Annotated in this window: 20 protein-coding genes; 6 read left to right on the top strand and 14 right to left on the bottom strand. The window is 65.8% G+C overall.

Annotation, left to right across the window (positions count from 1 at the left end; genetic code table 11):
• The first annotated feature begins 82 nt into the window (after nucleotides 1-82).
• On the top strand, nucleotides 83-2,683 hold the full coding sequence (gene pepN, locus A7Q26_RS23755) for an aminopeptidase N (protein ID WP_066865628.1): 2,601 nt from the start codon (nucleotides 83-85) through the stop codon (nucleotides 2,681-2,683).
• A gap of 265 nt (nucleotides 2,684-2,948) precedes the next feature.
• Here pepN and A7Q26_RS23750 read toward each other — a convergent pair whose 3' ends face one another.
• Genes A7Q26_RS23750 through A7Q26_RS23735 form a run of 4 tightly spaced genes read right to left on the bottom strand, consistent with a single transcriptional unit; the run spans nucleotide 2,949 to nucleotide 6,525 of the window.
• A complete protein-coding gene (locus A7Q26_RS23750; RefSeq protein WP_066865626.1) occupies nucleotides 2,949-3,560 on the bottom strand; it encodes an ABC-type transport auxiliary lipoprotein family protein in 612 nt (203 codons plus the stop codon).
• Between the two features lie 17 nt (nucleotides 3,561-3,577).
• A complete protein-coding gene (locus tag A7Q26_RS23745) occupies nucleotides 3,578-4,540 on the bottom strand; it encodes an MlaD family protein (protein WP_066865624.1) in 963 nt (320 codons plus the stop codon).
• Nucleotides 4,541-4,543: 3 nt separating this feature from the next.
• The gene (locus tag A7Q26_RS23740; RefSeq protein WP_066865621.1) at nucleotides 4,544-5,416 is read right to left on the bottom strand and encodes an ABC transporter ATP-binding protein; all 873 of its coding nucleotides are present in this window, start codon (nucleotides 5,414-5,416) and stop codon (nucleotides 4,544-4,546) included.
• Nucleotides 5,416-6,525 carry an ABC transporter permease gene (locus tag A7Q26_RS23735; RefSeq protein WP_066865618.1) on the bottom strand — a complete coding sequence of 370 codons (1,110 nt, stop codon included), beginning with the start codon at nucleotides 6,523-6,525 and terminating at the stop codon, nucleotides 5,416-5,418. Before A7Q26_RS23735 ends, A7Q26_RS23740 begins: the two co-directional genes overlap by 1 nt.
• Before the next feature lie 98 nt (nucleotides 6,526-6,623).
• On the opposite strand from A7Q26_RS23735, the gene A7Q26_RS23730 reads away from it, so the two are divergent.
• A complete protein-coding gene (locus A7Q26_RS23730; protein WP_269747284.1) occupies nucleotides 6,624-7,301 on the top strand; it encodes an HAD family hydrolase in 678 nt (225 codons plus the stop codon).
• Here the strand turns inward: A7Q26_RS23730 and A7Q26_RS23725 are convergent.
• The 3 genes from A7Q26_RS23725 to A7Q26_RS23715 form a co-directional block, all read right to left on the bottom strand.
• Nucleotides 7,298-8,275 (bottom strand): 2-hydroxyacid dehydrogenase, encoded by a 978-nt coding sequence (locus tag A7Q26_RS23725; protein WP_066865614.1) that lies wholly within the window; start codon nucleotides 8,273-8,275, stop codon nucleotides 7,298-7,300. The two genes, A7Q26_RS23730 and A7Q26_RS23725, sit on opposite strands and share 4 nt — an antisense overlap.
• Nucleotides 8,272-9,597, bottom strand: a complete 1,326-nt coding sequence (locus A7Q26_RS23720; RefSeq protein WP_066865611.1) for a cystathionine gamma-synthase family protein — start codon at nucleotides 9,595-9,597, stop codon at nucleotides 8,272-8,274. Before A7Q26_RS23720 ends, A7Q26_RS23725 begins: the two co-directional genes overlap by 4 nt.
• A 145-nt stretch (nucleotides 9,598-9,742) precedes the next feature.
• Nucleotides 9,743-9,955 carry a hypothetical protein gene (locus A7Q26_RS23715; protein WP_066865608.1) on the bottom strand — a complete coding sequence of 71 codons (213 nt, stop codon included), beginning with the start codon at nucleotides 9,953-9,955 and terminating at the stop codon, nucleotides 9,743-9,745.
• A 206-nt stretch (nucleotides 9,956-10,161) separates the two neighbouring features.
• On the opposite strand from A7Q26_RS23715, the gene A7Q26_RS23710 reads away from it, so the two are divergent.
• A complete protein-coding gene (locus A7Q26_RS23710) occupies nucleotides 10,162-12,585 on the top strand; it encodes a ligase-associated DNA damage response DEXH box helicase (RefSeq protein ID WP_066865605.1) in 2,424 nt (807 codons plus the stop codon).
• Nucleotides 12,586-12,628: 43 nt separating this feature from the next.
• Nucleotides 12,629-13,159 carry a hypothetical protein gene (locus A7Q26_RS23705; protein WP_066865969.1) on the top strand — a complete coding sequence of 177 codons (531 nt, stop codon included), beginning with the start codon at nucleotides 12,629-12,631 and terminating at the stop codon, nucleotides 13,157-13,159.
• Between the two features lie 53 nt (nucleotides 13,160-13,212).
• Here A7Q26_RS23705 and A7Q26_RS26385 read toward each other — a convergent pair whose 3' ends face one another.
• The 3 genes from A7Q26_RS26385 to gyrB form a co-directional block, all read right to left on the bottom strand.
• Entirely contained in the window at nucleotides 13,213-13,545 is a 333-nt protein-coding gene (locus A7Q26_RS26385; protein ID WP_443018185.1) for a hypothetical protein, read from the bottom strand.
• A 179-nt stretch (nucleotides 13,546-13,724) separates the two neighbouring features.
• Nucleotides 13,725-14,285 (bottom strand): DNA-3-methyladenine glycosylase I, encoded by a 561-nt coding sequence (locus A7Q26_RS23695; RefSeq protein WP_066865600.1) that lies wholly within the window; start codon nucleotides 14,283-14,285, stop codon nucleotides 13,725-13,727.
• A 4-nt stretch (nucleotides 14,286-14,289) separates the two neighbouring features.
• Complete coding sequence (gyrB, locus tag A7Q26_RS23690) at nucleotides 14,290-16,794, bottom strand: DNA topoisomerase (ATP-hydrolyzing) subunit B (protein WP_066865598.1); 2,505 nt, start codon at nucleotides 16,792-16,794, stop codon at nucleotides 14,290-14,292.
• 87 nt (nucleotides 16,795-16,881) lie between these two features.
• Between gyrB and A7Q26_RS23685 the strand changes: the two genes are divergently transcribed.
• The gene (locus tag A7Q26_RS23685) at nucleotides 16,882-17,376 is read left to right on the top strand and encodes a hypothetical protein (RefSeq protein WP_066865595.1); all 495 of its coding nucleotides are present in this window, start codon (nucleotides 16,882-16,884) and stop codon (nucleotides 17,374-17,376) included.
• Nucleotides 17,377-17,419: 43 nt separating this feature from the next.
• Here the strand turns inward: A7Q26_RS23685 and A7Q26_RS23680 are convergent, their stop codons facing one another.
• Both A7Q26_RS23680 and yczE read right to left on the bottom strand, forming a co-directional pair.
• Nucleotides 17,420-18,619 (bottom strand): hypothetical protein, encoded by a 1,200-nt coding sequence (locus tag A7Q26_RS23680; RefSeq protein ID WP_066865592.1) that lies wholly within the window; start codon nucleotides 18,617-18,619, stop codon nucleotides 17,420-17,422.
• 125 nt (nucleotides 18,620-18,744) lie between these two features.
• Nucleotides 18,745-19,347: a membrane protein YczE gene (gene yczE, locus A7Q26_RS23675; protein ID WP_066865589.1), complete on the bottom strand. Its 603-nt coding sequence runs from the start codon at nucleotides 19,345-19,347 to the stop codon at nucleotides 18,745-18,747.
• 89 nt (nucleotides 19,348-19,436) lie between these two features.
• On the opposite strand from yczE, the gene yczR reads away from it, so the two are divergent.
• On the top strand, nucleotides 19,437-20,900 hold the full coding sequence (gene yczR, locus A7Q26_RS23670) for a MocR-like transcription factor YczR (RefSeq protein WP_066865966.1): 1,464 nt from the start codon (nucleotides 19,437-19,439) through the stop codon (nucleotides 20,898-20,900).
• 89 nt (nucleotides 20,901-20,989) lie between these two features.
• On the opposite strand, the gene ppa is transcribed toward yczR, so the two are convergent.
• Both ppa and A7Q26_RS23660 read right to left on the bottom strand, forming a co-directional pair.
• On the bottom strand, nucleotides 20,990-21,532 hold the full coding sequence (gene ppa / locus A7Q26_RS23665; RefSeq protein WP_066865586.1) for an inorganic diphosphatase: 543 nt from the start codon (nucleotides 21,530-21,532) through the stop codon (nucleotides 20,990-20,992).
• 36 nt (nucleotides 21,533-21,568) lie between these two features.
• Nucleotides 21,569-23,488 carry a M61 family metallopeptidase gene (locus A7Q26_RS23660; protein ID WP_066865583.1) on the bottom strand — a complete coding sequence of 640 codons (1,920 nt, stop codon included), beginning with the start codon at nucleotides 23,486-23,488 and terminating at the stop codon, nucleotides 21,569-21,571.
• Nucleotides 23,489-23,601 lie beyond the last annotated feature (113 nt).

Here is a 23,601-nt window from a genome sequence, read left to right as displayed (position 1 = left end):
GGATGCTGACGGGCGCGATCTTCCGTGCCTTCCCGGTCGAACCCTACTGGTCTTTTGGCGGCCTGCTCCCTACTGTGAGGGCATGGCCGATATGCTCTCCACCAACGCCGCCGCTCCCGCCGTCATCCGCCGCGCCGACTATAGCGCGCCCGACTGGCTGGTGCCCGACATCGCGCTCGATTTCGACCTCGATCCCGCGCTGACGCGCGTGCGCGCGACGCTCTCCGTCACGCGCAATGGCGATCATGCCCGCCCGCTGCGGCTGGATGGGGACGGGTTGGTGCCGCTGGAAGTGAAGATCGACGGCCGCTTGCTCGGCGACGAGGAATGGCATCTGGAAGCCGGCGCGCTCATCATCGCGCTGACCGGCGCAACACACAGCATCGAGACGCTGGTTGAGCTGGCGCCGGAGAGCAACAGCAAGCTGATGGGCCTTTACGCCAGCGGTGGGCTGCTCTGCACCCAGTGCGAGGCCGAGGGATTCCGTCGGATAACCTTCTTTCCCGATCGCCCTGACGTCCTCTCGCGCTACAGCGTTCGCATGGCGGCCGACAAGACGCGCTTTCCCGTGCTGCTCGCCAATGGCGACCCGATCGACCAGGGCGAACTGGACGGTGGCCGCCATTGGGCGCTCTGGAACGACCCCTTCCCCAAGCCCTGCTACCTGTTCGCTCTGGTGGCGGGCGACCTCGCGTGCAATGCCGACCGCTTCGTGACGATGAGCGGACGGGAAGTGCGCCTCGGCATCTGGGTCAAGGAGGCCGACCTGCCGCGCACGGCTCACGCCATGCAGGCGCTGAAGAACAGCATGGCCTGGGACGAACGCGTCTATGGCCGCGAATATGACCTGGATGTGTTCAACATCGTGGCGGTGGCCGACTTCAATTTCGGCGCGATGGAGAACAAAGGCCTCAACATATTCAATTCCCGCTATATTCTGGCCGATCCGGAGACCGCGACCGACATCGATTATGATGGGGTCGAGGGTGTGGTGGCGCATGAATATTTTCACAACTGGTCGGGCAATCGCGTCACCTGCCGCGACTGGTTCCAGCTGAGCCTGAAGGAAGGCTTCACCGTCTTTCGCGACCAGAATTTTTCCGCCGACATGGGCAGCCATGCGGTCAAGCGGATCGAGGATGTCCGTATCCTGCGGGCCGCCCAGTTCCAGGAGGATTCAGGGCCGCTGGCGCATCCGGTTCGCCCTGAATCCTATATGGAAATCAGCAACTTCTACACGGCGACCATCTACAACAAGGGTGCGGAAGTGATTCGCATGATGGCGCTGATGCTCGGCCCGGAACGGTTCCGCGCGGGCACGGACCTCTATTTCGACCGGCATGACGGCGAAGCGGCGACGTGCGAGGATTTCGTGCGTGCGATGGAGGAGGGCGGCGAGATCGACCTCGGCCAGTTCCGCCTCTGGTATGAACAGGCGGGCACGCCGCACGTGCGCGCGCTTCTGTCACATGATCCGGTGGCGCAGACCGTCGAGCTGACGCTGGAGCAGACCGTGCCTGCCACGCCGGGCCAACCCGACAAGCGGCCAATGGCGATCCCGCTGCGTACCGCGCTGTTCGACCCGGCGATGGGGCAGCATCATGGCGATGCGTTGCTGATGCTGACGGAGGCGCGGCAGAGCTTCACCTTCACTGGCTTTGCCGGCGCGCCGGTCCTGTCGATCAATCGCGGTTTTTCGGCACCGGTGATCGTCGAAACCAACCGCAGCCAGGACGATCTGGCCTTCCTGTCGGCGCATGATGATGACCCCTTCGCCCGTTATGAAGCGATGCAGCAGCTGATGGTCAATGTGCTGGTGGGCCGCATCGCGGGGCAGGATGTGGACGATGCCGCCGTGATCGCCGCGATCCGCAACATATTGACCGACGTGGCATTGGACCCGGCGTTCGTGGCCGAAGTTATCCGCCTGCCGAGCGAAGCCTATCTGGGCGACCAGATGCGGCAGGTCGATCCCGACGCGATCCACGCGGCGCGCGACGCGCTGCAACACAAGATCGGCGCGGAGCTGGAACCGTTCTGGCGCGATGTCCATGCCAAGACCCGGGCCAACGCCTTCTCGCTGTCGTCGTCGGCCAAGGGCGCGCGCAAGCTGCGCAACGCTGCGCTCCATTATCTGGTCGCGTCGGGGACGGGGGATGGCCCGGCCATTGCCTTCGCCCAGTTCAGCGATGCCGATAATATGACCGAGCGTCAGGCGGCGCTCGGTACGCTCGCCAACGGCACCAGCGCCGAGCGGGTGGCGGCGCTCGACATCTTCTACAACCGCTATTCGGGTGACGCGCTGACGCTGGACAAATGGTTCCAGACCCAGGCCTTCGCCCTTCATCCCGATACGGTCGACCAGGTCGAGGAGTTGAGCCGGCACAAGGACTTCACGCTCGCCAATCCCAATCGCGTGCGATCGCTCTATGGCGCCTTCGCGGGCAACCAGTGGGCGTTCCACCATAGGTCGGGCAAGGGATACCGGCTGGTCGCCGACTGCATCATCGCGCTCGACAAGCTGAACCCGCAGACGGCGGCGCGGCTGGTGCCGCCGCTGGGCCGCTGGAAGCGGTTCGACGAGGGGCGCGCTGGCCTGATGCGCGCGGAATTGCAGCGCATCCTGGCGGAACCGGGCCTGTCCAAGGATGTGATGGAGCAGGCGGGCAAGAGCCTGGAGTGAGCGAGTTTGCTGGTGTTCGAACGGGGTGGGTTGCGTAACGGCCGCTCTACATCGGCATCCCCGCGGGGGCGGGGAACCGTCTTCTCAGCGCCGTGCTGGACGCAAGGTCAGGAGATGGATTCCCGCTTTGGCCTGCGGCCGCCCTTCGGGTCGCTGGGGTGACGGTAATATGGGATGACCGCTTCCGAGCGGCGCCGGGCCGCGCTTGACTGCCCGCCTCTGGTCGTCTCAGGACCGGCAGCGCCAGCCGGGAGAGCCCTCCGGCCTATTCCTTCACCGCTGCGACCCAGGCTGCGACATCGGTCGCGACCTTGTTGGCGGCGGTATTGAGCGGGGCGCCGACGGTGGTCGCCTCGATCTTGCCGCTGACCGGCGCGCTGGCGGTGAAGCGCTGGCGGGCCAGCGCGACGCCCGCCGGCGTGGTCAGCACCGCATCATAGGTCACGATCGCGTTATGGCTGGCCTGATCGATGGTGAAGGCGACAAGTTCGCCCGACAGGCGCTGACCGCCGTCGCCGGAGAACTGGCCCGAATCGAGCACCACCCGGTCGGTCGTCGCGGATATGGTTTCGGCCATAAGCCGGCGGAACAGGTGACGTGGCGTATCGGCCCACTGGACCTTGGTCACATAGGCGACCGAAGTCGGCGTCATCTGTACCGGGACGCGGATCGTATCCAGCATCTTGGGCGCTTCGGGATCGGCGACGATCAGCGTCCGTCCGCTGCCCGCCACCCGCGCGGCCCCCGCCGGCACCTTTTGGGCCGCGTCGAGCGTCAGCAATTGCGCCGGCGGCTTGGCGCCGAAGGAAACGCAGCCCGACAGCAGGACGGCGGCGGCGAGGGCGGCCAGCGCGCCCTGTTGTTTCACATGGAACATGGTCCGCATCCTTCTCATCAATTCTTGTAGTCCGGCAGCTTGGGCGATCCGACCAGCGACCCGGCGCCCTGCTGGTCCAGCTTTTCGGCGACCCCGCGGAAGGCGCGCGACATTTCGCGCAGGTCGCGCACCAACTGGTTCACTTCGGGCATGGTCTGGTTGCTGAACGCCTTTACGCCCGGCTGCGCCTCGCCGATCGTCTTGTCGAGCGTGTCGATGCTGCGCGTCGCCGACTGCACGGTCTTGCGCAGATCGGCCATCAGCGGCTTGCCCTCGTCGTTGAGCAGCGCATCGGTGGTGGCGGCGAGCTTGCCGATCTGCTCGACCGCCACGCCGGTCCGCTGCACCGCGATCCGTGCTTCGGCGAGGGTGGCGGCGATTTCGGGGCTGCGGTCGGCCAGCGCGCCGGACACCCGCTCGACATTGGCGAGGATGCCGGCGATCGACTGCTGGTTCTTGTCGTTGAGCAGTTCGGTCAGCCGTTCCGTGAGCGTCGACAGCCGTTCCAGCAGCTGGGGGGCGTTGTTGAGCAGTTCGCCCAGCGCGCCGGGCTTGGTCGGGATCACCGGCACGCCATCGGGGCAGACGGCCATGGTGTTTTCCGCCGGGCAGATGATCGGTGGCGCGCCCTTGACCGCGCCATCCAGCACGATCTCGCTGACGCCGGTGAAGCCGACGCCGGCAATGGTGGCGGTCGTCCCCTGGAGCACCGGCGTGCCCTCCTTGACGGAAATACGCACCTTCACGAAGCTCGGATCGCGCTTCCACAGCTCGATCTTCTCGACCTGGCCGGACGGCACGCCCGCATAGTTGACGCTCGAACCCTTCGCCAGGCCGTTGACCGACTGTTTGAAGAAGATGTCATATTCCATGTTGTCGCCCTGCGACAGGCGCGAGAACCAGAAGGCGGCGATCATGACCGCGGCCAGCAGCAGCAGCGTGACCGTGCCGACCAGCACATGATTGGAGCGGGTTTCCATATCCTATCGCCTTCCGTCCGGCGACGCGGCGGCCGCCCTGTTCTTTTCGCGTTCGACCGCCGCCGTCGCGGCGCGGCCGCGCGGGCCGTTGAAATATTCCTGTATCCACGCATGATCGGTGGCCAGCAGTTCCTCGATCGTGCCGACCGCGATCACCTTCCTGTCCGCCAGCACCGCCACCCGGTCGCAGATGGAATAGAGCGTATCGAGGTCGTGGGTGATGAGGAACACGGTGAGGCCCAGCGTCTGTTGCAGCTTGCGGGTCTGATCGTCGAAGGCGGCCGCGCCGATCGGGTCGAGGCCGGCCGTCGGTTCGTCCAGGAACAGAAGGTCCGGGTCCAGCGCCAGAGCGCGGGCAAGACCCGCGCGCTTCTTCATGCCGCCCGACAGTTCGGACGGATATTTGGGGCCAGCCTCGGTCGGCAGGCCGGTGAGGCGGATCTTGTAGGCGGCGATCTCGTCGCGCAGTTGCGGCCCGATATTGGGATAATATTCGCGGATCGGCACCTCGACATTTTCGGCAACGGTCAGCGTGGAAAAGAGCGCGCCGCCCTGGAACAGCACGCCCCAGCGCTTGCGGATCGCCAGCGCCTCGTCGTCCAGCCGCCCGATCATCGATTCGCCGAAGACGCAGACCTCGCCCTCGTCCGGTGTCTGGAGGCCGATGATCGAACGCATCAGGACGGACTTGCCCGTGCCCGATCCGCCGACCACGCCCAATATCTCGCCCTTGCGCACGTCCAGGTCGAGATGTTCGTGCACGACCTGATCGCCGAAACTGTTTCGCAGGCCGCGCACCTTGATGGCGATGTCGGCGGTTTCCACCGCTTGCTCGATGCGGCGCTCCTCGGCCTGCTGGATTTCCTCCTCGCTCATCAGTTCCAGCCCACCCAGGTGAAGAAGACCGCGAAGAAGGCGTCGATGACGATGACGAGGAAGATGGCCTGCACGACCGCCGCGGTGGTACGCATACCGACCTCTTCGGCGTTCGCCTTGACCTGCATACCCTGGAAGCAGCCCGACAGGGCGATGATGATGCCGAACACCGGCGCCTTGATGAGGCCGACCCACAGGTCGGTGATCGGCACCACTTCGCGCAGCCGCTGGACGAAGGTGATGGGGGGAATCTCCAGCGCCACGGCGCACAGGAAGCCGCCACCGATGATCGCGACGATCGAGCTGTAGAAGCCGAGCAGCGGCATCATGACGACGACGGCGAGCGTGCGCGGGAGCACCAGCGCTTCCATCGGCGATACGCCGATAGTACGCATCGCGTCGATTTCCTCGGTCAGCTTCATCGTGCCCAGTTGCGCGGCGAAGGCGGAACCCGAGCGACCCGCGACCATGATCGCGGTCATGAGCACGCCCAGTTCGCGGAAGGTGAGGCGGCCGACCAGGTTGATGGTCAGCATCTCCATGCCGAACTGGCGCAGCTGCACCGATCCCTGCTGGGCGATGACGATGCCGATCAGGAAGCTCATCAGGCCGATGATGCCGAGCGCGGAAACGCCCACCACTTCGAACCGCTGGATGACGGCGTTCCACCGGAAACGGCGGGGATGGCGGATCAGGCTCCAGCTTGCCACCAGCGTCGCGCCGAAGAAGCCGAGCAGGCCGAGCAGCGTTGCGCCGGAATTGGCGACCGCTTCGCCGATCTGGCCGACGACGCGGCGCAGCGCATGAACATGCTCCGGCCGGATCGGCACCGGCTCGTCCAGCTGGCCTACGGTATCGATCAGGCGCCGGGCGTCGTCATGCGCGCCAGTGACCTCCGCGCCCAGCCGCTTGGCCGTGCGAAGCACCGTCCAGGCGCCGATCGTGTCGATATGGTCGACCCCGGACAGGTCGATGGCGCTGACCGGACCCTGAAGGCCGTCGAGCCGATCGGGCAGGTCGTGGAGGCACGCTATGGCCAGGTTTCCCGAAAGCCGTATTACCGTGCCGCCATCGCGCTTTTCTTCTGCAAGGTCGGCGGCTTTGTTCATCAAGGCGGTTTAGTGGTCCATTATCGGTTGCACGGCAAGCCGAAACGGCCCATCCGCAAGCCAGAACGAAGAGCTGGGGCAAAAGTTTCGGAAACGGCATGACGACGCACAGGCTGGCGATCTACGACATGGACCGCACGGTGACCTTCAGTGGCACCTATACGGGTTTCCTTCTGCATGTGGCGCGGCGGATGGCTCCGTGGCGGCTGTTGCTGTTCCCCTGCGTCATTCTGCTGATGCTGGCCTATGTGGTGAAGCTGATTACGCGCCAGCGGCTGAAGGAACTGAACCAGGCACTGATGATCGGCCATCATGTCGAACGGGCGAAGCTGATGCCGCATATCGAAAGCTATGCCGACAAGGTGGTGGCGACCAATTTGCGGCAGGGCGCGGTAGCGCAGATCGCGAAGGACCGGGCGGACGGCTATCGGCTTGTGCTGGCGACCGCCTCCTACCGCCTCTATGTCGAGCCGATCGCGCGGCGGCTGGGTTTCGACGCGGTGATCGCGACCGATCATCTGAGCCAGGATCTGCGCTATGTCCGCGCCAGGATCGCGGGCGAGAATTGTTACGACACGGGCAAGCTGCGGATGATCAAGGCCTGGATGGCGGCCGAGGCGATCGACCGCAGCCAGGCCCAGATCCGCGCCTATTCCGACCATGTGTCGGACGCGCCGATGCTGGAATTCGCCGACATTCCCTTCGCCTCCAACCCGCACAAGCCGCTGGCGAAGCTGGCGGCGGAGCGGGGCTGGACGCGGGTGGACTGGAACTAGGGCAGAGAGTGGCCCGCTGACCGCCCAGGATCACGGACCGGGGCGGGCAGGGGTTCGCCCGCGAAATGAGCGGCGAGATTGGCTTGCAGCATCTGCACCATGCGCCCGACCGCTTCCTGGGTCGCGCCGCCGGTATGGGGCGTCAGAACGACATTGGGGACGTCGGCCCAGCGCGCGGGGTCGGTCGGTTCGGGATCGAACACGTCGAGCGCCGCGCCGCCAAGCCGTCCGTCCCTGAGCGCGTCGATCAGGGCGGCCTCGTCGACCAGTTGCCCGCGTGCGACATTCACCAGCAGCCCGGAGGGACCAAGCGCGTCGAGGATGGCGGCCGCAATCATGCCGCGATTGTCGTCCGCGGCGCGCGCGGCGATCACCAATATGTCGCTGTCCTGCGCCAGCGCCATCAGGCTTGTCGCGCGCGGCCAGGGGAGGGCGGGCTTGTCCCGCGGTCCCCACCAGCCGACACGCATCTTCATCGCCTGCGCCCGCTCCGCCGTTGCCACGCCGATCGCGCCCATGCCCACGATCCCCAGCCGGGCACCGCCCATCGAGCGGGTGATCGTCTTGGCCTGCGCTGTCCACAGCCCGGCGCGCAGTTGCCGGTCGCCCTCGACGATCCAGCGACGATGCGCCAGCATCAGCCCGATCGCATGGTCTGCGACATCCTCCGCATTGGCATTGCCCGCATGGGTGACGGCGATGCCACGCGACCGGGCGAGATCCAGGTCGACCCCGTCATAGCCCACGGTGAAGCAGGCGATGAGGCCGAGGCGCGGCATCGCCGCGATCAGCGCGGGGTCGAGCGGGAACTCCCCCGCCGTCACCAGCGCCGCCGCATCGCCAAGCCGGGCGCGCCCGCCCTGCTCCCACAACGGCATGACGTCATAGTCCGCCGCCAATACGCCCAGCAGCGGCGCGAGATGCGGCTGGGCGATCAGGACGACGGGCGGGACGGCCGGATGCGCGTCGCTCATCCGACCTGCCGCAGCGCCTGGGCGAAATCGGCGATCAGATCGTCGGCATCCTCGCAGCCGATCGAGATGCGGACCATATTGTCGCTGATCGCCAGGGCCTGCTTGCGCTCAGCCGGCACCGATAGATGGGTCATCGCGGCGGGATGGCTGGCCAGCGTTTCGGTGCCGCCCAGGCTGACCGCCAGCTTGGCGATCTTGAGCGCGTCGAGAAAGGCGAAGGCTTCCGCCTCGCCGCCCTTCAGATAGAGCGAGAAGGTCGATCCCGCCCCGGTGCAGTGGCGGCGGTAGATGTCGGCCTGCCGCTCCGTCTCCGGGAAGCCGAGATAGACGATTTTCTCCACCTGCGGCTGGTCCCTCAGCCAGGCGCAGACCTTCGCCGCATTCTCGCCCGCCCGGCTCATCCGCAATTCCAGCGTTTCGAGGCTGCGGAGCAGCATCCAGGCGCTGTGCGGGTCGAGGATGGTGCCGATGGTGTTGCGCATCAGCCGGATGCTGTTGATGAGCGCGTTGCTCCCCAGCACACCGCCCGCGACCAGATCGCTATGCCCGCCGGCATATTTGGTCAGGCTGTAGATGACGAGGTCGGCGCCATGGGCGATCGGCTTGTGCCACAGCGGGCCGAGGAAAGTATTGTCGATCGCGATCGGCGGGACATGCGCCTCGCCGGCGAAGAGGGCGTTGCGCCGCGCGACTACCGCTTCCAGATCGACCAGGACATTGGTCGGATTGGCCGGGCTCTCCAGATAGAGAAGCGCGACCCGGCCCAGTCCCCTCGCTTTCTCGATCACCGCGCCGATCTCCGCCTCGGTCGCGCCGGCGGGGAAATCGAGCCATTGCACTCCGAATTTACCCAATATGCGGCCGATCAGCGATTCGGTCGCGGCGTAGAGGGGGGCAGAATGGACGATGACATCGCCCGGCTGGACCAGTGCGAGCAGGGTGGTGGCAATGGCCGACATGCCGCTGGAAAAGAGCAGCGCGTCCTCCGCCTCCTCCCACACCGAGAGCCGATCCTCGCAAATCTCCTGATTGGGACCGTTGAAACGGGAATAGACCAGTCCTTCCGCCCCGCCGGGACGGATGCCGGTCACGCCCTCGAAATGGCGCTTGCCCGCCGCCGCGCTTTCGAAGGCGAAGGTGGATGTGAGGAAGATGGGCGGCTTGAGCGATCCTTCCGACAGGGTCGGGTCGTAGCCATGGCCCATCATCAAGGTGGCGGGCTTCAGCTTGCGGCCGTCAATTTCCATGATGGGCGCCTTGGGACGGCGACGGTTGCGCGGGGCGTCCGCGCCGGTGAGGTCGGCTTCGGTCGGGCCGGTCATGTCATTCTCCTGCTTGGTGCGGCGTCTGGAGCGCCGCTGTCATGGGCCGGATTGTAACGCAGGAGCGGGGGAGGGAGCCAGAGGAATGAGCAAGATTATTTCTTCCGGCTATATGATTATTCCGACGATTTCATCCTCGCCCGGATCAGGCCACCAAGCCCGGTTCATCCTCGATCGGGCGGGGCGCGTCTTCGATGGCCCCCGAATCGCGAAGATAAGGACGGCAATGGGCGACGTGCAGCGCCTCCTCGTAGAAGCTCCACCAATTGGCCCAGAAGGTGAAGGGCAGCAGCCAGGCATCGAACAGGGTCATCGGCACAATCGTCGGCATGGCAGGTTCGCCATATGATTCGGTCATGAATCGGTTTCCTCTCATGGACGGGCGTCCTCGCGGCAGGGCGCCTTGGCTGTCCTGTGCCTGACCGCGCGGCGCGAGTCAGTTGCATGGCGCATATGCCGCTTGAGAGCAGGCTATCATGATATGGGATACGTCGCCATGGTCGCAGCGACGAGCGGCCATGGCGGACCGTGACAGGCGGGCCGGTGCGCCCTACATCCGGGGCCATGTCGGCTTCCCTTCCCGCCATCGTCGAAAACTGGTTCGCCGCACGCGGCTGGCGGCCGCGACGGCATCAACTGGAGATGCTGGCCGCGGCGCAGCGCGGCGACCATGCCCTGCTGGTGGCGCCGACCGGGGCGGGCAAGACGCTGGCGGGATTCCTGCCGACCCTGGCCGATCTGATCCGCGATCCGGCCGACGGCCTGCACACGCTATATGTTTCGCCGCTCAAGGCGCTCGCGGTCGATGTGCGCCGCAACCTGCTTACGCCCATCGAGGAGATGGGGCTGCCGATCCGGGTCGAGACGCGCACCGGCGACACGCCGTCCGATCGCAAGGCGCGCCAGCGCGTCCGACCGCCGCAGATTTTGCTCACCACGCCCGAATCGCTGTCGCTGCTGCTCAGTCACCCCGATGCGAGGCTGCTGTTCGCGAATCTGGGCACGGTGATCGTGGACGAGGTCCATGCCTTCGCGACGCAGAAGCGGGGCGACCTGCTGAACCTTTCCATGGCGCGATTGCAGGCGATCAACCCGGCGCTGCGCCGGGTGGCGCTGTCCGCCACGGTCGCCGATGTCGACGCCTATCGCGCCTGGCTGGCGCCCGATGGCGATATCGGCGCTGTGACGCCGGTGCTGGGCGAGGCCGGCGCGGACCCCGATGTCGCGATCCTGATCCCGGAGGGGCGCGTCCCCTGGTCCGGTCATTCGGGCAAATATGCGGCCAGACAGGTGATGGCGGAGATCGAGTCGCGCGGGACGACTCTGGTCTTTTGTAACACGCGCGGTCTTGCCGAGCTGATCTTCCAGGAACTCTGGTCGGTCAACGACGCCAACCTGCCGATCGGCATCCACCATGGCAGCCTGTCGATCGAGGCGCGGCGCAAGGTCGAAGCCGCGATGGCGGCGGGCAAATTGCGCGCGCTGGTGGCGACCGCGTCGCTGGACCTGGGCGTCGACTGGGGCAATGTCGACTGCGTGATCCAGATGGGCGCGCCAAAGGGCAGTTCGCGCCTGCTCCAGCGGATCGGCCGCGCCAACCATCGGCTCGAGATGGCGTCGGAAGCGATCCTGATTCCGGGCAACCGTTTCGAATATCTGGAAGCGCGCGCCGCGCTCGATGCGGTGGAGGCGGGCGAACGCGATGCCGACGATTTCCGTCCCGGCAGCCTGGACGTGCTGGCCCAGCATGTCATGGGCCTGGCCTGCGCCGGGCCCTTCCGGGCGGAGGAGCTGCTGGCGGAGGTGCGGTCCGCCACTCCCTATAGCGCGCTGACCGCCGAGGCGTTCGAGACTGTCCTGCACTTCATCGAGGGGGGCGGCTATGCCCTGCGCGCCTATGACCGGTTCAAGCGGCTGACGCAGGAGCCGGATGGCGAGGGGCAGATGCTCTGGCGCGTGTCGCACCCGCGCTTCATCCAGCAGCATCGCCTCAACGCCGGCATCATCGTCGATCAGCCCGCGCTCGCCGTGCGCTTCGCCAATGGGCGCAAGCTCGGCACAGTGGAGGAGGGGTTCGCCGCCACCTTGCGCCCCGGTGACAGTTTCTTCTTCTCCGGCATGGCGCTGGAAGTGGTGCGGATGGACACGACCGATCTGGTGGTGCGCGCCACGTCGAAGCAGGCGCGCATCCCCAGCTGGGGCGGCACCCGCATGGCGATGTCGACGCGGCTGGCCGAGCGGGTGCGGCATTTCCTGGCCGAGCCGGAGGAATGGCATCGCTTCCCGCCCGACGTGCGTGAATGGCTGGACATGCAGAAGCTGCGGTCCACCCTGCCGCAGCCGGGTCAGCTGCTGATCGAGACCTTTCCGCATGAGGGGCGCCATTATCTCGTCTGCTACAGTTTCGAGGGCTGGAATGCCCACCAGTCGCTCGGGATGTTGCTGACCCGCCGCATGGACGCGCAGGGGCTGATGCCGCTGGGGTTCGTTGCCAACGACTATGCGTTGGCGGTCTATGGGCTGAAGCCCGTCACCGACCCCGGAAGCCTCTTTTCCGCCGACATCCTGGACCATGAATTTGTCGAATGGGTCGAACAGTCTAGTCTGCTCAAGCGCGCCTTCCGCGACGTGGCGGTGATTTCCGGCCTGATCGAGCGGCAGCATCCGGGCAAGCGCAAGACCGGACGGCAGGTCACCTTCTCGACCGACCTCATCTATGACGTGCTGCGCAAATATCAGCCCGATCATCTGCTGCTCAAGGCCGCCTGGGCGGACGCGCGCGCGCGGATGACCGATGTGGGGCGGCTCGGCGACCTGATCGACCGGGCGAGCCAGACCATGCTGCATGTAACGCTGGACCGGGTCAGTCCCCTGGCGGTGCCGGTTCTGATCCTGATCGGCCGGGAGCAGGTGGCGCAGCAGGCCGCCGAGGATGCGCTGCTGATGGAGGCAGAAGCGCTGGTGGCGGAGGCGATGCGGGCCGACTGAAGCCTATGTTGATCGGGATCAGGGTATGGTCCATGATATTGTAATGACGCTATTTTCCTTGCGGCCCCTGTCGCTGCTGCTCGCCCTTTCGCCGCTCCCCGCGCTGGCGGCCGAACCGGATTTCTTCGGCGCGGCCCTGTGCCAGCCGCCCTATTCGCTCGGCAATGCCACCACCCTCTATGAAGCGGCGGAAAAGATCGCCAAGCCCGACACATCGGGGCTGGGCGCGGCCATCTATCATCTGAAGGCGCCGATCGAACGCGACGGGTTCGTCGCCCAGGATGTTATGTTCGGCGGCATGGCTGTGGGCGTCCTCGTCAAGGGAGAAGTCGCGGCGCAACTGGCGGAACATTATGATCTAAAGCCGGAATCAAATCGATTGCTGGGCAGTTCCAGCCTCGGCTTTTCCCGGCAACTGCCGGAAGCCGATCAAGGGATGAGGGATATGGGCCTGATCTCGATCGTCGCACGGCAGGGACCAGCGCTCAAGGGACGGACCCTGCTCGCCTGCGAATTCGTGTCGGATGAAGACCGAGCGACGATGGAGGCACTGGAGGGCGCGACGCCGGACTGATCGGCTTCGGCACTATCCGCTTCTCGACATGCGCGAAGCGAACGGGCGTAGGGCTATGGGCGGTCCGGCCCCTCGTCCTCCCGGATACCGCCGCAGCCCTTGAGCGTCCCCTCTCCAAAGGCAATCTGAACCCGCTCGGACCAGATTGCGTCGCTCATGCCGTCGCTGCACGGCCCTTCCGTCGCGGTCAGGGTGAAGCCTTCGCCCAGATAACGGATCGCCCGATCATCCCCGTCATGCGCCACGCTATAGCGGAGCGGGCGATGATCCGGCCGTTCCAGCAGGGCGGTTGATCCGCGTATCGTGACGGCCCAAAAGGGTTCGGTACCGATCGCGCGATAATCGGCTGGCGTCGGGCGACGGGGTGGTGTTTCACGTGAAACCAAGGGTTTGGCTTCATCCAACGGAAGCGGTGTTGGCACAGGCGGTGGTGCCACGCTCTCGTTCGCGATGCTGTTGTTGATGGGCGCGGCGACTTCCGGCGTTGTCTCGGTTCGATTCGCGGCTGGTTGCTCGCTTCCACATCCGCCGATCATCAGCAGCGGGAGCAGGAACCGGCTCGCCTTCATGCGTTGACGACGTCGCGGCGGAAGCAATCCACCGCATGGTCGTTGACTATGCCGATCGCCTGCATCCAGGCATAGACGATGGTTGGCCCCACAAACTTGAAGCCGCGCGTCTTCAGGTCTTTTGAGATGGCTTCGGACAGGTCTGTCTTTGCCGGGAAATGCACGCCGTCATTGCGGATCGGCTGGGCATCCACGAAGGCCCAGACATAGGCCGCGAAATCCTCCCCCGAATCGCGCATGGCGCAGAAAATCTGCGCGCCCCGGATCGTCGCCTCGATCTTCGCGCGTGCGCGCACGATGCCGGGATCGCCCATCAGCCGCTCGACATCGGCATCGTCGAAAGCGGCGACCTTGTCGGGATCAAAGCCGGCGAAGGCAGCGCGAAAGCCTTCGCGTTTGCGCAATATGGTGATCCAGGAAAGGCCCGCCTGGAACCCTTCCAGCATCAGCATTTCCCAGAGCATTCGCGAATCGCGTTCCGGCACGCCCCATTCGGCATCATGATAGGCGCAATAAAGCGGGTCGGTCCCGGCCCAGCCGCAACGGACCCGCTCCATCGGATCACACGTCCAGATTGGCGACGTTCAGCGCATTGTCCTGGATGAACTCGCGGCGCGGTTCGACGACGTCGCCCATCAGCCGGGTGAAGATCTCGTCGGCGACGTCGGCCTGCTCCACCTCGACGCGCAGCATCGAGCGATTGTCCGGGTCCAGCGTGGTTTCCCACAGCTGTTCCGCATTCATTTCGCCCAGGCCCTTGTAGCGCTGGATCGCCAGTCCCTTGCGCCCGGCGGTCAGGATGGCGTCGAGCAGTTCGCTCGGCCGCGTGACGATCGCGCCCTTGGCCGGGGCAGCGGGCAGATCGTCGTCGCTCGCCTCGGCGGCGAGCGCGGCCTTGACCGTCACCAGGCGGCTGGTGGTGCGATAGCTGTCGGCATCCTCGGCCGCGATGGCGTGGAGCTTGCGCGCTTCGGCCGATCCGATGAAGCCGCCCTCGATCACGTGATGGTCGGTGACGCCGCGCCACAGACGCTGGAAATGGAAGCCGCCTTCCTCGGCGACGATCCCGCTCCAGCGCCCCTCGACATCCTGCGCGTCCATCCAGGCAACGGTCGCCGCCAGCCGCTCGGCCTGCGCGGCGTTCGACAGTTCGGGATCGAGCGCGCCGTTGATGCTCAGCGCCTCGATGATCGCGGGGTTATAGCGGCGCGGCACATAGCGCATCACCGCGCGCATCCGCCGCGCATGTTCGATCAGGCTGCGCAGGTCGTCGCCGGTGCGTGTCCCGCCGGTCGTTTCCAGCGCCATCGAATCGACGCCATTGTCGACCAGATATTGTTCGAGCGCCGCCTCGTTCTTGAGATAGACTTCGGACCGGCCGCGCGTCGCCTTGTAGAGCGGCGGCTGGGCGATGTAGAGATGCCCGGCCTCGATGATCTGCGGCATCTGCCGGTAGAAGAAGGTCAGCAGCAGGGTGCGGATATGGGCGCCGTCGACGTCGGCGTCGGTCATGATGACGATCTTGTGATAGCGCAGTTTTTCCAGGTTGAAATCGTCGCGGATGCCGGTGCCCATCGCCTGGATGAGGGTGCCGACTTCCTTGGACGAGAGCATCCGGTCGAAGCGGGCGCGCTCGACGTTCAGGATCTTGCCCTTCAGCGGCAGGATCGCCTGGTTGTGGCGGTTGCGGCCCTGCTTGGCCGAGCCGCCGGCCGAGTCACCCTCGACCAGGAAGAGTTCGGACTTGGCCGGGTCGCGTTCCTGGCAATCGGCGAGCTTGCCGGGCAGCGAGGCGATGTCCATCGCGCCCTTGCGCCGGGTCAGTTCGCGCGCCTTCTTCGCGGCTTCGCGGGCCGCGGCGGCGTCGATGACCTTCTGGACGATCATCTTGCCGTGCGCCGGGTTCTCCTCCAGCCATTCGGCCATCTTGTCGGCCATCAGGCTTTCGAGCGGCTGGCGCACTTCGGAGCTGACCAGCTTGTCCTTGGTCTGCGACGAGAATTTGGGATCGGGCAGCTTGACCGAGACGATCGCGGTCAGCCCTTCGCGCATATCCTCGCCGGTGAGCGAAACCTTCTCCTTCTTCAGCGCGCCGGATTTTTCCGCATAATTGTTGAGCGTGCGGGTCAGCGCCGCGCGGAAGGCCGCAAGATGGGTGCCGCCGTCACGCTGCGGGATGTTGTTGGTGAAGCAGAGGACGTTTTCATAGTAGGAGTCGTTCCACTCCAGCGCGACGTCGATGGTCACGTCGTCGCGGGTGCCGGCGATCGCGATCGGATCGGGCATCAGCGCATTCTTGTTGCGATCGAGATATTTCACGAAGGCCGCGATACCGCCTTCGTAGAACAGCTCGACTTCCTTCTTCTCCTCATGCCGCGCATCGACCAGGAACAGGCGGACGCCGCTGTTGAGGAAAGCCAGCTCGCGATAGCGATGCTCCAGCTTCTCGAAATCATAGTCGGTCTGGTTCTTGAAGGTGCCGCCGTCGCCGGGCACCTTCTCGGTCGAGGCGAGGAAGGTGACGCGCGTGCCCTTCTTGCCCGCCGGCGCATCGCCGATCACCTCGAGCGGCGCGGTCGCGTCGCCATAGGCGAAGCGCATATAATGTTCCTTGCCGTCCCGCCAGATATTGAGGTCCAGCCATTCGGACAGGGCGTTGACGACCGATACGCCCACGCCGTGCAGGCCGCCCGACACCTTGTAGGCATTGTCGTCGCTGGTGTTTTCGAACTTTCCGCCCGCGTGCAGCTGGGTCATGATGACCTCGGCCGCCGACACGCCCTCTTCCTTGTGGATGCCGGTCGGGATGCCGCGGCCATTATCCTCGACGCTGACCGACCCGTCGGGATTGAGCGTGATGACGATCCGGTCGCAATGGCCGGCCAGCGCCTCGTCGATCGCATTGTCGCTGACCTCGAACACCATATGGTGCAGGCCCGATCCATCGTCGGTGTCGCCGATATACATGCCGGGCCGCTTGCGGACCGCATCCAGGCCTTTCAGCACCTTGATGCTGTCGGCGCCATAATCATTGCTGTTCGGGGAGTTGACGGGTTCTTCGCTCATGTACGAGCATATAGGGAAAGCGCCCACGAAACTAAAGCGAAACATGGCGTCTTCCGCCGGGGGGCCGGGGGGTCTATCACGCTTGTCATGCGCGCCGTCCTCGTCCTGATGCTGTTGTCCCTGCCGGGGCTGTCCGGCTGTTCGAAGAGCAACGACGTCTATGAGGAATTGCCCAACAGTTCGCTGGCTGGCGCGCCGCGCGAGGAGGTGCCGGAAAGCCGCATGGACGCGCCCGTCGCCCGGCCCGTCACCATCGGGGAGGATGGTCCCCGGCTCGACGCCTGCGGTGCAATGGGGCAGGTCACGCGCGCCGGGGCTAAGGGGCTGGCGCTGCGCGCCGCGCCCTTTGCAGACGCCCGCGAAGTGGCGCGCATGGTCGAGGGCGATCGCGCCTGGATCTGCACCCGCAGCATCGACCAGAAATGGCTGGGTGTGGTGGTGGTGCCCGCTCCGGCGACGGGCAACGAGGCGGAGCCCGCCGATTGCGGCGTCGCGTCCCCCGCGGAGCGCAAGCAGCCCTATGACGGTCCCTGCGTCAGTGGCTGGGTCGCCAGTGCCTATGTCCGGATGATCGCGGGATAATCCTTCGATTTGGGCGAAGTCGGTGCGGACGGCGTGGATCGCGCTATTCGACCCCCGTGAAGACCAGCTTCTGCACGCGGCGGCCGGTGTTCACCTCGGTCGCATAGAGATTGCCGTCGCTGTCGGTGTCGATACTGTGCAGCCAGGTGAACTGCCCCGCCTGCCGTCCGACCCGGCCGATCGCACCCAATATCGTGTGCGTCTTGCGCTCCAATATCCAGATGCGGCTGTTCATCATGTCCGCGACATAAAGCCAGGTCTGTTCGGGATCGGGAGAGAAGGCGATGTCCGTGACCGTGTGAGTGCCGCCCGTGTCGCCTGCGATCACCAGGTCGCGCACGAAGGTCAGGCCGCCATCCTTCCCGCGCTTGAACAGTTGGGCGCGGTTGTTGTTGCGGTCGCAGACATAGACATGGCCATCCCGGGTCGGCACCACGCAATGGACGATGTCGGCGAAAATGTCCGACCTGGGATTGGCGACCTTGCCCGGATCGACGGCGTGGCTCTGGTCGAAATCGCCGGTGCGGGTCGGCGCGATCGGAGGCTTGCCATAGGCGCCCCAGCGGCCCCTATAGGCATTGGTTTTCGCGTCGAAGCCGATCACTCGCCGGTTCACATAACCGTCGGAAATCAGCACCATGCCGTCCGAATGATGGACGTCGGAGGGGTTGCCGAGCTGGTCGGTCGCGTCATTGCCGCCGGTCTTGTCGCGCCGGCCGAAGCTGCGGATAAAGCGGCCATCGGCGCTGTAGTTCAGGACGACATGGTCGCCCTTGCCATTGCCGCCGAACCAGACGCTGTTCGCCTTGTCGATGAAAATGCCGTGCAGGCTGGCGGGCCACTGGTTGACGCCGTCGATCGTGGGCGCACTCGCCGCGCCGCCCCAGCCGCCCAGGTACCGGCCATCCTTGCCGAAGCGCACCACCGGCGGTGCGGGCTTGCAACAGACCGCGATGGGGGGGCTTTGCGCCAGGCCCGTATCGGTGTTGGTCAGCGAATGGGGGCGGTGGACGACCCAGACCGAATCGTCCGGCCCCACCGCCACGCCGCTGACCTGCCCCAGCAGCAGGTCGCCGGGCATCGCCGGCCAAGCGGCATCGACCTTGAAACGCGGCATTTTGGTTCCGGCCGGCGCGATCTGTTCGAAGGCGAGGGGGGCGAGCGCCGGTTGCGGCGGGCCGGCGTCCGAAGGTGCGGCGGCGGTCAGCGGCAGGAGAAGGGCGGCGGCAAGCAGGGGGCGCATGGGGAGGATGCTCCGTGATCGGGGGAGGGCGCGGCGGATCATGCCCGTCTGCCCGGCCCCGTCAATGGATAGGCCGCGAATTTTCAACGAGAAATGGCGCGATTTCGATCGCGGTGCCGACCGTTTCAGGCGCTGGCCGCTTGCTTGACATCCGCGATGCGGAACCAGGGCAGGGCGTGGTGGACGATCCAGCCGATGGTCGCGGCGTACAGGATGGTGCCGACGCCCACCGTACCGCCCAGCATCCAACCGATCGCCAGCACGCCGATCTCGATTCCGGTCCGCACCCATTTAACCGGCCAGCCGGTGCGGCGGCACAGGCCTGTCATGAGGCCGTCGCGCGGCCCCGGTCCGAGACCCGCGCCGATATAGGCACCCCCGGCCAGGCCGTTGAGGATGATCCCTGCGCCCAGCCAGGCCGATCGCATCGCAAATCCTTCGGGTGTCGGCAGCAGCATCAGCGACAGGTCCACCGCTGTCCCGATCACCAGGATATTGGCGACGGTGCCGATTCCGGGCCGCTGCCGGAGCGGCCACCAGAGCAGCAGCACGAGGGCGCCGATCAGATTGACCGTCATGCCGAAGCTCAGGCCTAGTTTCGGGGCAAGTCCCTGGTGCAGCACGTCCCAGGGATCGAGCCCCAGATCGGCACGCAGCATCAGCGCCATGGAAAAGCCGTAGAGGGCGAGGCCCCAGACAAGCTGGAAAAGGCGGCGTTGCATCATCATGGGAGGCTTCTTCCGCGCAACTGGCCTTTTTCAAAAGGACCAATCTGGCATAAATGGCCCTGATCCATGGCCAGAACGGGATGACCCTCATGTCCACTTCGCTGCTTCGTCCACCCTCTCTCCTGCGCCTGCTGGGCGCCTGGCGCGCGCAGGACAGCGCGGAGCCGGCCTATCGCCAGCTCGCGCAGGCGCTCCGGATGCTGGTGCTGGACGGCCGGGTGGGCCTGAATGTCCGCCTGCCCGGAGAAAGGGAACTGGCCGCCGCGCTCGGCCTGTCGCGCACCACCGTCGCCGCCGCTTTCGACCGGCTCCGCGACGAGGGGTTTCTCGAAAGCCGGCAGGGATCGGGCAGCGTCACCCGTCTGCCGACGGGTCATGTCGAAGCGCCCCAGGAAGATCGGGATTCGGGCGGCGGCGGCAATATCCTCAACTGGACCCATGCAGCGCTGCCCGCCGCGCCGGGGGTCGGCCGCGCCTATCAGGCAGCGGTGGAGGCGCTTCCCGCCTATCTCGGCGACCTTGGCTATGATCCGCTCGGCCTGATGGTGCTGCGCCGCGCGATCGCCGCCCATTATGAACGGCGCGGCTGCCCGACCTCTCCCGACCAGATCATGGTGACGAACGGTGCGCAGCAGGGCTTCTCCCTGCTGCTCAAGTGGCTGGCGGGGCCGGGCGACCGGGCGGTGATCGACCATCCCACCTACCATAATGCGATCCAGGCGTTGCAGCGCGCCCATGTCGTCCCCGTGCCGGTCGGCCTGCCCATGCAGGGTTGGGACATCGACGCCATGGAGGCGGCATTCCGCCAGACCGCGCCCCGCTTCGCCTATGTCATCGCCGATTTCCACAATCCCACCGGGCGCAGCATGGACCCCGCCACGCGCCGTGCGCTGGTCGCAGCGGCCGCGCGCACCCATACGCCGCTGATCGTCGACGAGACGATGGTGGCCATGGGCCTCGACTTCGCGCCCCCACCGCCGGTCGCGATGCACGACCTGTCCGGGCGGCAGGTCATCACCCTGGGATCGGCCAGCAAGATTTTCTGGGGCGGCCTGCGCGTCGGCTGGATTCGCGCCGATGCGCAGACCGTCGCCGCGCTCGGCCGCCTGCGCACGACGATGGACATGGCCAGCCCCGTGGTCGAACAGCTGGCCGTCGCGCAACTGATCGATGCCGATGTCGGGCTGGGCGCGCGGGCGGCGGTACTGCGCGACCGGCGCGACCAGCTGATGGGCCTGATCGCGCGGCACCTTCCCCATTGGCGGGTCGAGGCGCCGGCGGGCGGCCTCTCCCTCTGGGCCGAACTGCCGCGCGCGGAGGCGACTGCGCTCGCCGCCCTGGCCGAAAGTCTGGGGGTGCGTATCGCGGCGGGGCCGCGCTTCGGCGTCGGCGGCGCGTTCGAGCGATTCCTGCGCCTGCCTTTCACGCTGGACGAGGCGCAACTGGAGGCGGGCGTCGAGCGGCTGGTGGAGGCCGACGCCCGGCTTCATGCGCGCATGCCCAAGGCGCGCGATTCACTCGCCCTCGCGCTGGAGGCGGATCGATTGATTTGAGGATGGCTGGGAAGGCGCGAACCTGACCAAAGAAAAAGGCCGCCCCGATCATCCGGTGCGGCCTTCTTGTTCGATCGGAAGGGCCGGCCTCAGGCCGCCTTCTTTTCCGCCTTGTAGCGTTCGATCGCTTCCAGCGTGATGCGCTTGGCATCGTCTGCGCCGCCCCAGGTGCCGACGCGCACCCACTTCTTCTTCTCCAGATCCTTGTAGTGGGTGAAGAAATGCTCGATCTGCTCCATCACGATGCCGGGCAGGTCGTCCTTCTCGCTCACATTGGAATAATAAGGGAAGACCGAGTCGGCCGGCACGCACACCAGCTTTTCGTCGCCGCCGGCTTCATCTTCCAGGTTCAGCACCGCGATCGGGCGGGCTGCCACGACGGCGCCGGGGATGAAGGGCGAGCGGGCGATCACCAGCGCGTCGAGCGGATCGCCGTCCGGCGACAGCGTGTGCGGCACGAAGCCGTAGTTCGCCGGATAGCGCATCGGCGTGTGCAGGATGCGGTCCACGAACAGCGCGCCAGACGCCTTGTCGAACTCATATTTCACCGGCTCGCCACCGGTCGGCACTTCGATGATGACGTTCAGGCTGTGGGGCGGATCGTCGCCCACCGGGATCAGTTCGATATTCATGGAAATGCCTTTTCCTACACGTTGCTTTGCGGGTGATTATGTTCTCGGTTTGAGCAGCCGATCGAGGCTGCCTTCACCCTCTCCTGTCTTTTCCAGGCGCGGATAGCGCAGCCCGCCCGAATAATCGAGTGTCAAAGTGCGATAGTATTTATCCTGCTTTAGGATGATCTGGATCGGCGCCTTGGCGTTGATCGCGGCCTTCCACACATCGCCGGAAAATTCGTCGCCATTGACCGCCAATATTTTCGACCCCACGGCCAGCCCGGCCTTGAACGCCGCGCTGTCCCAGATCACGCCGCTGATCTCGCCGTCATTCTTGACGATGGCGCCGATCCCGAAACTCTGGTCGACCATCTTGTTGGCGCCCTCGGCCGCCTTGGTGATGGCGTTGGGCGTATCGCCATAGACCAGCTTGTAGCCGCCCAGGATGAAGCCACCCTTGGGCGTCTCCTTCGTCGGCGAATCGACATATTTCTGGAAGAAACCGGCCCAGTCATAGGGTGCGATGTCGTTCAGCGTGCGGACGACCTCGTCGCGGTTGTAGACGACCTGGCCCCAGTCGCCCGGCTTGATGCCGAAGAAGGCCTTGGCGAAATCGTCCAGCCCCTTCTTGCCGCGCGTCGCCTTGGCGATGATCGCGTCGGCCTCCAGCCAGATCATCAGCCCTTCATTATAATAATCCTCGGACCGCTGCCAGCTGGCCCAGCCCTTGGGCCGGCGCGCGGAGATGATCGGATCGTGGGTGGTATCTTCCATGGGGCGCCACTCGCGGCCGACCGCCGTGTCCAGTTTCGCCGCGATCTGGGCATAGGCGTCCAGCGTCTCGGCCTTCGTGAACAGGCCCGAGCGCGCGCCCAGCACATAGCCCCAGAATTGCGTCTGCCCTTCATAGACCCACAGGAGATTATCCTGCATCGGCACGTTGAAGTCGGGCGTCCAGAGCAGGTCGGGGCGGCGGAACTTGCCGTCCCAGCTATGGGTGAATTCATGCGGCAGCAGGTTGCGGTCCAGCAGCGCCTCGCCCGAATCCCATTTCTTGAAATAGCCCGGCTCGACCTGATTCTCGGACGAGCGATGATGTTCGAGGCCAATGCCGCCCATCTCGTCCGTGATGGCGAGCAGGAAGTCATAATGGTTGAAATGATAGGCGCCGAACAGCGCGCCCGCTTCAGCCACCAGCTTCCTGTGCCTGGCGATCTGCTCGGGCTTATAGTCCAGTTCGTCGGCATCGTCCGCGACGATGTTGAGCGTCACATTGCTGCCAAGGTCCACCGGCTTGAAATGGCGGCCGGCGAAGACGGGCGAATCCTGCAAGGCTTCATAGTCGATCGTCTCATAGGCGACTTTATCACCCGTCTTCGTGCCGCGCAGCGCGGTCGCGGCCTGCCAGCCGGCCGGATAGGTGACGGTCGCCTGGATCGGGATCTGGCGGGTATAATAGCCGGCCGGATAGAGCGAGACGCTTTCCCACTGGATGTTCAGCATCCTCGGCGTCACGACGACCCGGCCCTGGTTGGGCTGGGTGGCGGACAGGAACTGGAACTGCGCCACCACCTCGGTCGCGCCCTGCGGCACGTCGAGGTTGAAGGCATAGACGTTCAGCGGATCGCGCTTCCATGCGACCGGCTGGCCATTGGCGGTGAAAGTGACGCCGGTCAGCTTCTCGATCTGCCCGCGCGGGGCATGATTGCCGGGCAGCCATTCGGGCATCAGCAGGGTGAGCGGACCCGCCGAAGCGACGGGTATCGTCTCCCTGACGCGGAAGATGCGCTGGGTCGTGTCGCTCGCATCGACCTCCAGCCGGATCGTGCCGCCGGGATAGGGCACGTCCCTGGGTGTCGGGGCGGCGTCGTTGACGGACTGGGCGCTAGGCTTGGACCGGATGACGTCCTGCGCCAGCAGCGGGCTGGCGATCGCGGACGAAAGATAGAGGGCGGCAGCAAGGCTGCGGATCATGGAGGTCTCCGAAAAGGCATGTGGGCCGGACGGCCCCGATGGGTTCAGCATGGCGGCAGGACGGGCGCGCGTCCACCCCTGCCGACGCAAAAGGGCTTGATCCGCGCGCGGCT

The organism is Sphingobium sp. TCM1 (assembly GCF_001650725.1).
Lineage (GTDB): Bacteria > Pseudomonadota > Alphaproteobacteria > Sphingomonadales > Sphingomonadaceae > Sphingobium.
Note: the sequence above shows the minus strand (reverse complement) of the source record. Positions and strands in the feature narration are given on the sequence as shown.